Origin of the sequence: Streptomyces sp. NPDC060198 (assembly GCF_042728415.1) — a bacterium.
GTDB lineage: Bacteria > Actinomycetota > Actinomycetes > Streptomycetales > Streptomycetaceae > Streptomyces.
This window is the reverse complement of record NZ_JBHWZJ010000290.1, coordinates 1-8,834: the sequence shown is the minus strand read 5'-3', so window position 1 is coordinate 8,834 and position 8,834 is coordinate 1. Positions and strand designations below refer to the sequence as shown.

Genomic DNA, 8,834 nt, shown 5'->3' with positions numbered 1-8,834 from the left:
CCCGGGCCCGGGGGGCCCCGGCGCCGGTCCGATTGCCGGTGCCGCGACTAGTCGCGGGCCGCCGTCAGGTGCTCGGCGTGCTCCTGGAGGGACCGTACGCCGACGTCCCCGTGCTTGAGCGCGTCGATGCCCTGGACCGCGGCGGCGAGCGCCTGGACGGTCGTCAGGCACGGCACGGAGCGGGCCACCGCGGCGGTCCGGATCTCGTAGCCGTCGAGCCGGCCGCCGGTGCCGTACGGCGTGTTGACGATGAGGTCGACCTGGCCGTCGTGGATGAGCTGGACGATGGTCTTCTCGCCGTCCGGGCCCTCGCCCTCGGACTGCTTGCGCACGACGGTGGCGTTGATGCCGTTGCGCTTGAGGACCTCGGCGGTACCGGAGGTCGCCATCAGCTCGAAGCCGTGGGCGACGAGTTCCCGGGCGGGGAAGATCATCGAGCGCTTGTCGCGGTTGGCGACCGAGATGAACGCGCGGCCCTTGACGGGCAGCGGGCCGTAGGCGCCGGCCTGGGACTTGGCGTAGGCCGTCCCGAAGGCCGAGTCGATGCCCATGACCTCACCCGTCGAACGCATCTCCGGGCCGAGGATGGTGTCCACGCCGCGGCCATGGATGTCGCGGAAGCGCGACCACGGCATGACGGCCTCCTTGACGGAGATCGGCGCGTCGAGCGGCAGGGTGCCGCCGTCGCCGTGGGCCGGCAGCAGGCCCTCGGCGCGCAGCTCGGCGATGGTCGCGCCCAGCGAGATCCGGGCGGCGGCCTTGGCGAGCGGGACGGCGGTCGCCTTCGAGGTGAAGGGGACGGTCCGGGAGGCTCGCGGGTTGGCCTCCAGGACGTAGAGGATGTCCCCGGAGAGCGCGAACTGGATGTTGATCAGTCCGCGGACGCCGACGCCCTTGGCGATGCCCTCGGTGGAGACCCGCAGGCGCTTGATGTCGTGGCCGCCGAGGGTGATCGGGGGCAGCGCGCAGGCGGAGTCGCCGGAGTGGATGCCGGCCTCCTCGATGTGCTCCATGACGCCGCCGAGGTAGAGCTCGGTGCCGTCGTAGAGCGCGTCGACGTCGATCTCGATCGCGTCGTCGAGGAAGCGGTCGACCAGGACCGGCCGGGTGGGGCTGATCTCGGTGGACTCGGCGATGTACGAGGCCAGGCGGGTCTCGTCGTAGACGATCTCCATGCCGCGTCCGCCGAGGACGTACGACGGGCGGACGAGCACCGGGTAGCCGATCTCGTCGGCGATGGCCTTGGCCTCGTCGAAGGTGGTGGCGGTGCCGTGCTTGGGCGCGGGCAGACCGGCCTCGGCGAGCACCCTGCCGAAGGCGCCGCGGTCCTCGGCGGCGTGGATCGCCTCGGGGGACGTGCCGACGACGGGCACGCCGTTGTCCTTGAGCGCCTGCGACAGGCCCAGCGGGGTCTGGCCGCCGAGCTGGACGATGACGCCCGCGACGGGACCGGCCAGCGTCTCCGCGTGGACGATCTCCAGGACGTCCTCCAGGGTGAGCGGCTCGAAGTAGAGCCGGTCGGAGGTGTCGTAGTCGGTGGAGACGGTCTCCGGGTTGCAGTTGACCATCACGGTCTCGTAGCCCGCGTCGCTGAGCGCGAAGGAGGCGTGGACGCAGGAGTAGTCGAACTCGATGCCCTGGCCGATGCGGTTCGGACCCGAGCCGAGGATGATCACCGCGGGCTTGGTGCGGGGCGCGACCTCGCTCTCCTCGTCGTACGAGGAGTAGAAGTACGGCGTCTTCGCGGCGAACTCGGCGGCGCAGGTGTCGACCGTCTTGTAGACCGGACGGATGCCCAGCGCGTGGCGGACCTCGCGGACGACGTCCTCGCCCAGACCGCGGATCTCGGCGATCTGGGCGTCGGAGAAGCCGTGGCGCTTGGCCTCGGCGATCACGTCCGCGTCGAGGCGCTCGGCCGAGGCCAGCTCGTCGGCGATCTCCTTGATCAGGAAGAGCTGGTCCACGAACCACGGGTCGATCTTCGTCGCGTCGAAGACCTCCTCGGGGGTGGCTCCGGCCCGGATCGCCTGCATGACGGTGTTGATGCGGCCGTCGGTGGGGCGGACCGACTCGGCGAGCAGGGCGGCCTTGTCGCCGGGCTCGCCGGTGAAGGAGAACTGCGAGCCCTTCTTCTCCAGCGAGCGCAGCGCCTTCTGCAGCGCCTCGGCGAAGTTGCGGCCGATCGCCATGGCCTCGCCCACCGACTTCATGGTGGTGGTGAGGGTGGAGTCGGCGGAGGGGAACTTCTCGAAGGCGAAGCGCGGGGCCTTGACCACGACGTAGTCGAGCGAGGGCTCGAAGGAGGCCGGGGTCTTCTCCGTGATGTCGTTCGGGATCTCGTCCAGCGTGTAGCCGATGGCCAGCTTGGCCGCGATCTTGGCGATCGGGAAGCCGGTGGCCTTGGAGGCGAGCGCCGAGGACCGGGAGACGCGCGGGTTCATCTCGATGACGATGATCCGGCCGTCGGTGGGGTCGATGGCGAACTGGATGTTGCAGCCGCCGGTGTCGACGCCGACCTCGCGGATGATCGCGATGCCGAGGTCGCGCAGACGCTGGTACTCGCGGTCGGTGAGCGTCATCGACGGGGCGACGGTGATGGAGTCACCGGTGTGGACGCCCATCGGGTCGAAGTTCTCGATGGAGCAGACGACCACGACGTTGTCGTTCCTGTCGCGCATCAGCTCCAGCTCGTACTCCTTCCAGCCGAGGATGGACTCCTCCAGGAGCACCTCGGTGGTCGGCGAGAGGGTGAGGCCCTGTCCGGCGATGCGGCGCAGCTCCTCCTCGTCGTGGGCGAAGCCGGAGCCGGCGCCGCCCATGGTGAAGGAGGGGCGGACGACGACGGGGTAACCGCCGAGGGTGTCCACGCCCTGGATGACGTCGTCCATCGTGTGGCAGATGACCGAGCGGGCGGACTCGCCGTGGCCGATCTTCTCGCGGACGGCTTCGACGACGCCCTTGAAGAGGTCGCGGTCCTCGCCCTTGTTGATCGCCTCGACGTTGGCGCCGATCAGCTCGACGCCGTACTTCTCCAGCACGCCGTTGTCGTGCATGGAGATGGCGGTGTTGAGCGCGGTCTGGCCGCCCAGCGTCGGCAGGAGGGCGTCGGGGCGCTCCTTGGCGATGATCTTCTCGACGAACTCGGGGGTGATCGGCTCGACGTAGGTGGCGTCGGCGATCTCCGGGTCGGTCATGATCGTGGCCGGGTTGGAGTTGACCAGGATGACGCGCAGGCCCTCGGCCTTGAGCACGCGGCACGCCTGGGTACCGGAGTAGTCGAACTCGGCGGCCTGGCCGATGACGATCGGGCCGGAGCCGATGACCAGGACGGACTGGATATCGGAGCGCTTAGGCACGCTGGCCCTCCATCAGGGTGACGAAACGGTCGAAGAGGTACGCGGCGTCGTGCGGGCCGGCGGCTGCTTCGGGGTGGTACTGAACACTGAACGCGGGCTGATCGAGGAGGTGGAGCCCCTCGACGACCTGGTCGTTCAGGCAGACGTGGGAGACCTCGGCGCGGCCGAACTCGGTGTCCGAGATCTTGTCCAGGGGCGCGTCGACGGCGAAGCCGTGGTTGTGCGCGGTGACCTCGACCTTGCCGGTCGTGCGGTCCTGGACGGGCTGGTTGATGCCCCGGTGGCCGTACTTCAGCTTGTACGTGCCGAAGCCGAGGGCGCGGCCGAGGATCTGGTTGCCGAAGCAGATGCCGAAGAGTGGCGTCCTGCGCTCCAGCACGGCGCGCATCAGCGCGACCGGGCCGTCGGCGGTGGCGGGGTCGCCGGGGCCGTTGGAGAAGAACACACCGTCGGGGGCGACGGCGTAGACGTCCTCGACGGTCGCGGTCGCCGGGAGCACGTGCACCTCGATGCCGCGCTCGGCCATCCGCCGCGGGGTCATGCCCTTGATGCCGAGGTCGATCGCGGCGACGGTGAACTTCTTCTCGCCGATCGCCGCGACGGTGTAGGCCTCCTTGGTGGCGACCTCCTCGTACAGGCTCGCGCCCTTCATCTGCGGCTGGGCCTGGACGCGTGCGAGGAGCTCGGCGTCGGGGGCGAGTGCCTCGCCGGAGAAGACGCCGGAGCGCATCGCGCCGCGCTCCCGCAGGTGGCGGGTGAGGGCGCGGGTGTCGATGCCGCTGATGCCGACGACGCCCTGCTTGCTCAGTTCCTCGTCCAGGGAGCGGCGCGAGCGCCAGTTGGACGGGATGCGGGCGGGGTCGCGGACGACGTAACCGGAGACCCAGATGCGGGCGGACTCGTCGTCCTCGTCGTTCCAGCCGGTGTTGCCGATCTGCGGCGCGGTGGCGACGACGATCTGACGGTCGTAGGAGGGGTCGGTCAGCGTCTCCTGGTAGCCGGTCATGCCGGTGGAGAAAACGGCCTCGCCGAAGGTCTCCCCCACGGCCCCGTAGGCACGGCCGCGGAAGATCCGGCCGTCCTCCAGGACGAGTACGGCGGGAGCTTGTGCGGCTCCCCGGGTGGAGATCGTCATCGTGCGGTGCCTTCCGTAGTGCTGGTGAGAGGGGTGAGGGTGTCGATCCAGGTCTGGTGCTCGTCCGCCCGGTCGGAGCGGAACCCGGAGTCGATCAGCTTGTCGCCGTGGGCCCAGGTGATGACCAGCAGGCCGCCCTCGGGGAGGACCTTGCCCGCGATGGCCCGCTCGTGCCGGGCCTCGCGCAGCGCCTCGGCCGGTACGAAGAACCCGGTCGCTCCGGGACGTACGACGTCCAGGCCCTGGTCCGTGAGGGTGAGCTCGACCCGGCTGCGGGTGCCGAGGCCGTGGGCGACGATGCGGTCGAGCCACTGCCCCGCGGTGGTCGAGCCGTGGTACCGGCCGGTGAGCGTCAGGATCGGGGGCTCGTCCCCGAATCCCGCGGGGGTGGCGGGGAGCTCCGGCAGGTCGGACTGGAGGCTGCCGCGCCATTTCCATCCCTGGCGCATCAGCCAGTAGACGAAGGCGACGAAGACCAGTATGGCGACGACCCAGCTGATCCGGGCGGACCAGTCGGTCACGTCGGCCGACTTCTGCTCGGCGGCCAGCTGGTACAGGGGGATCGGATTTGTCACGTGAGCTTCCCGTCGACGACCGTGGCACGGCCCCGCAGGAAGGTGTGGGTGACCCGTCCCGGCAGCTCGCGGCCCTCGTAGGGGGTGTTGCGGCTGCGGGACGCGAAGCCCGCGGGGTCCACGACACCACGGTATGCCGGATCGACCAGCACGAGGTTGGCGGGCTCACCGGCCGAGACGGGCCGGCCGTGTCCGTCGAGGCGTCCGATGGCCGCCGGGCGGAAGGACATGCGGTCGGCGACGCCCGCCCAGTCGAGCAGTCCGGTCTCGACCATCGTCTGCTGGACGACGGAGAGCGCGGTCTCCATGCCCACCATGCCCATCGCCGCCGCGGCCCACTCGCAGTCCTTGTCCTCGTGCGGGTGCGGGGCGTGGTCGGTGGCGACGCAGTCGATCGTGCCGTCGGCGAGGGCCTCGCGCAGGGCCATGACGTCGGCCTCGGTGCGCAGCGGCGGGTTCACCTTGTAGACGGGGTTGTACGAGCGCACCAGCTCGTCGGTGAGGAGCAGGTGGTGCGGGGTGACCTCGGCGGTGACCTTCCAGCCCTTGGACTTGGCCCAGCGGACGATCTCGACCGAGCCGGCGGTCGACAGGTGGCAGATGTGCACCCGGGAGTCGACGTGGGCGGCGAGCAGCACGTCGCGCGCGATGATCGACTCCTCGGCGACGGCGGGCCAGCCGCCGAGGCCCAGCTCGGAGGAGACGACGCCCTCGTTCATCTGGGCGCCCTCGGTGAGGCGGGGCTCCTGGGCGTGCTGGGCGACGACTCCGTCGAAGGCCTTCACGTACTCCAGGGCGCGGCGCATGATCACGGCGTCGTCCACGCACTTGCCGTCGTCGGAGAAGACCTTCACTCCGGCGGCCGAGTCGTGCATGGCGCCGAGTTCGGCGAGCTGCTTGCCCTCCAGGCCGACGGTGACGGCGCCGATCGGCTGGACGTCGCAGTAGCCGGACTCCTTGCCGAGCCGCCAGACCTGCTCGACCACGCCGGCGGTGTCGGCGACGGGGAAGGTGTTGGCCATGGCGTGCACGGCGGTGAAGCCGCCGACGGCGGCGGCCTTGGTGCCGGTCAGGACGGTCTCGGAGTCCTCGCGGCCGGGCTCGCGCAGGTGGGTGTGGAGGTCGACCAGGCCGGGCAGCAGGATCTGGCCCGCCGCCTCGACGACGGTGGCGTCGGGTGCCTCGATGCCGGTGCCGGTCTCGGTGATGGTCTCGCCGTCGATCAGGACGTCCTGGACTTCGCCACCGAGAATCTGCGCGCCACGGATAAGGATCTTGCTCATGGTCAGTTGTTCCCCTCGGGACGGGCGGTGGTGGCGGGTTCGGAGCCGCCGAGCAGCAGGTAGAGCACGGCCATCCGGACGGAGACGCCGTTGGCGACCTGTTCGACGGCTGTGCAGCGGTCGGAGTCGGCGACCTCGGCCGTGATCTCCATGCCGCGGTTCATCGGGCCGGGGTGCATGACGATGCTGTGCTCGGGCATCTTCGCCATGCGGTCCCCGTCGAGGCCGTAGCGGCGGGAGTACTCGCGCTCGGTGGGGAAGTACGCGGCGTTCATCCGCTCACGCTGCACACGCAGCATCATCACCGCGTCGGACTTCGGGAGCACCTCGTCCAGGCCGTAGCTGACGTCGCAGGGCCACTGTTCCACGCCGACCGGCAGCAGGGTGGGCGGGGCCACCAGGGTGACGTGGGCGCCGAGCGTGGTCAGCAGGTGGACGTTGGAGCGGGCCACCCGGCTGTGCAGGACGTCACCGACGATGGTGATCCGGCGGCCTTCGAGGTCGCGGCCGAGTCCCTGGCCGGCGCCGACCAGCCTGCGGCGCATGGTGAAGGCGTCCAGCAGGGCCTGGGTGGGGTGCTCGTGGGTGCCGTCGCCCGCGTTGACCACCGCGCCGTCGATCCAGCCCGAGGTGGCGAGACGGTATGGGGCGCCCGAGGCGTGGTGCCGGATGACGACGGCGTCGGCGCCCATCGCCTCCAGGGTCAGGGCGGTGTCCTTGAGGGATTCGCCCTTGGAGACGGACGAGCCCTTCGCCGAGAAGTTGATGACGTCGGCGGAGAGGCGCTTGGCGGCGGCCTCGAAGGAGATGCGGGTCCGTGTCGAGTCCTCGAAGAAGAGGTTGACGACGGTACGGCCGCGCAGGGTGGGAAGCTTCTTGATCGGCCGGTCGGCGACCCGGGCCATCTCTTCGGCGGTGTCGAGGATGAGGACGGCGTCGTCGTGGGTGAGGTCGGCGGCCGAGATGAGGTGGTGCTTCATCTGGGTGTTCTCCGGGGTGCTGGAGTTTCGGGCGTGCGGGCGTGCTGCGGCCTCCGTGCGGGACCGGTGACGGGTCGCACGGAGGTGCCGTTCGGGTAGCGGTGGCGGCGCTAGCGCCCGGCCGCCGGGGCGGTCCGCCGCGCTCCGAGCAGCACGGCGTCGCGGCCGTCCTCCTCGGCGAGCTGGACCGTGACCGTCTCCCGGTGCGACGTCGGGAGGTTCTTGCCGACGTAGTCGGCGCGGATCGGGAGTTCGCGGTGGCCGCGGTCCACCAGGACCGCGAGCTGTACGGCGCGGGGGCGGCCGATGTCGCCGAGGGCGTCGAGGGCAGCACGGATCGTGCGGCCGGAGAAGAGTACGTCGTCCACGAGGATCACGAGGCGTTCGTCGACGCCGTCGCCGGGGATGTCGGTGCGTCCCAGGGTGCGCGCCGGACGCATCCGGAGGTCGTCGCGGTGCATCGTGATGTCGAGCGAGCCGACCGGCATCCCGCGGCCGGTGACCTCTTCGAGCTTCCCGGCCAGCCGGCGGGCCAGGTGGACACCGCGGGTGGGGATTCCGAGGAGCACCACGTCGTCGGCGCCCTTGGCGCGTTCGACGATCTCGTGGGCGATCCTGGTCAGTGCCCGGGCGATGTCGGGGGCTTCCAGAACGGGCCGTGCCGCGTTGCCGGTGCCTTCGTGCTGTGCGTCCATTGAGAAACGGACCTCCTTCTCCGCCTCACGGGACGGAACTTAAAGGACGTCGAGAATTACGTGTTCCACGGTACCAGGGCCCCTCCGACGCCCTGGACCCGGCCCCGGGAGGAGCCGCCCGGGACCTCCCGGCTTGACGCATCCAAGTAACGCTGCGTAACCTCACAGTGAGTCACCAGCCACGCGGCGGCGCCGCATCATGTTCGAGCGTCCGGGGAGCCTTATGTCCAGCGAATACGCAAAACAGCTCGGGGCCAAGCTCCGCGCCATCCGCACCCAGCAGGGCCTCTCCCTCCACGGCGTGGAGGAGAAGTCGCAGGGCCGTTGGAAGGCCGTCGTCGTCGGCTCGTACGAGCGCGGCGACCGTGCGGTGACCGTCCAGCGTCTCGCCGAGCTGGCGGACTTCTACGGCGTTCCCGTCCAGGAGCTGCTGCCGGGTACGACCCCCGGCGGCGCGGCCGAGCCGCCGCCGAAGCTCGTCCTGGACCTGGAGCGCCTCGCCCACGTCCCGCCGGAGAAGGCCGGACCGCTGCAGCGTTACGCCGCGACGATCCAGAGCCAGCGCGGCGACTACAACGGCAAGGTCCTCTCGATCCGCCAGGACGACCTCCGCACCCTCGCGGTGATCTACGACCAGTCGCCTTCCGTGCTGACGGAGCAGCTGATCAACTGGGGCGTGCTGGACGCGGACGCGCGCCGGGCCGTCACCCACGAAGAGGGCTGAGACCCACCGCGGGGCCCTGGGCCCCGCGTGTCCGAACACCTGTCGCCGGGCCGGCGGGAGAACCCGAGAGGGTCAACCGCCAGTCT

The 8,834-nt window shown here is 70.5% G+C and carries 7 protein-coding genes; 1 reads left to right on the top strand and 6 read right to left on the bottom strand.

Translation table 11 applies throughout. The features are described from left to right. Nucleotides 1-47 precede the first annotated feature (47 nt). The 6 genes from carB to pyrR all read right to left on the bottom strand — a co-directional run bounded on the left by carB (nucleotide 48) and on the right by pyrR (nucleotide 8,024). Entirely contained in the window at nucleotides 48-3,356 is a 3,309-nt protein-coding gene (carB, locus tag ACFWEP_RS26725; RefSeq protein WP_387373620.1) for a carbamoyl-phosphate synthase large subunit, read from the bottom strand. Then, on the bottom strand, nucleotides 3,349-4,491 hold the full coding sequence (gene carA, locus ACFWEP_RS26720; RefSeq protein ID WP_387373618.1) for a glutamine-hydrolyzing carbamoyl-phosphate synthase small subunit: 1,143 nt from the start codon (nucleotides 4,489-4,491) through the stop codon (nucleotides 3,349-3,351). Before carA ends, carB begins: the two co-directional genes overlap by 8 nt. Continuing rightward, the gene (locus tag ACFWEP_RS26715; protein WP_387373616.1) at nucleotides 4,488-5,066 is read right to left on the bottom strand and encodes a hypothetical protein; all 579 of its coding nucleotides are present in this window, start codon (nucleotides 5,064-5,066) and stop codon (nucleotides 4,488-4,490) included. The genes carA and ACFWEP_RS26715 overlap by 4 nt, the downstream gene beginning before the upstream one ends. Beyond that, a complete protein-coding gene (locus tag ACFWEP_RS26710) occupies nucleotides 5,063-6,349 on the bottom strand; it encodes a dihydroorotase (protein WP_387373614.1) in 1,287 nt (428 codons plus the stop codon). The genes ACFWEP_RS26715 and ACFWEP_RS26710 overlap by 4 nt, the downstream gene beginning before the upstream one ends. A gap of 2 nt (nucleotides 6,350-6,351) precedes the next feature. Continuing rightward, nucleotides 6,352-7,329, bottom strand: coding sequence for an aspartate carbamoyltransferase catalytic subunit (locus ACFWEP_RS26705; RefSeq protein WP_387373612.1), 978 nt, complete (start codon nucleotides 7,327-7,329; stop codon nucleotides 6,352-6,354). Nucleotides 7,330-7,439: 110 nt separating this feature from the next. Further along, nucleotides 7,440-8,024, bottom strand: coding sequence for a bifunctional pyr operon transcriptional regulator/uracil phosphoribosyltransferase PyrR (pyrR, locus tag ACFWEP_RS26700; RefSeq protein WP_387373611.1), 585 nt, complete (start codon nucleotides 8,022-8,024; stop codon nucleotides 7,440-7,442). Between the two features lie 223 nt (nucleotides 8,025-8,247). Here pyrR and bldD point away from each other — a divergent pair, with 223 nt between their 5' ends. Then, a complete protein-coding gene (gene bldD / locus ACFWEP_RS26695) occupies nucleotides 8,248-8,748 on the top strand; it encodes a transcriptional regulator BldD (RefSeq protein WP_327174691.1) in 501 nt (166 codons plus the stop codon). The last annotated feature ends 86 nt before the right edge of the window (nucleotides 8,749-8,834 follow it).

What these genes read in the sequence shown, in the direction of transcription:
- carA (WP_387373618.1), bottom strand. Translation starts at nt 4,491, where the DNA reads ATGACGATCTCCACCCGGGGAGCCGCACAAGCTCCCGCCGTACTCGTC.
- bldD (WP_327174691.1), top strand. Translation starts at nt 8,248, where the DNA reads ATGTCCAGCGAATACGCAAAACAGCTCGGGGCCAAGCTCCGCGCCATC.
- pyrR (WP_387373611.1), bottom strand. Translation starts at nt 8,024, where the DNA reads ATGGACGCACAGCACGAAGGCACCGGCAACGCGGCACGGCCCGTTCTG.
- ACFWEP_RS26710 (WP_387373614.1), bottom strand. Translation starts at nt 6,349, where the DNA reads ATGAGCAAGATCCTTATCCGTGGCGCGCAGATTCTCGGTGGCGAAGTC.
- ACFWEP_RS26705 (WP_387373612.1), bottom strand. Translation starts at nt 7,329, where the DNA reads ATGAAGCACCACCTCATCTCGGCCGCCGACCTCACCCACGACGACGCC.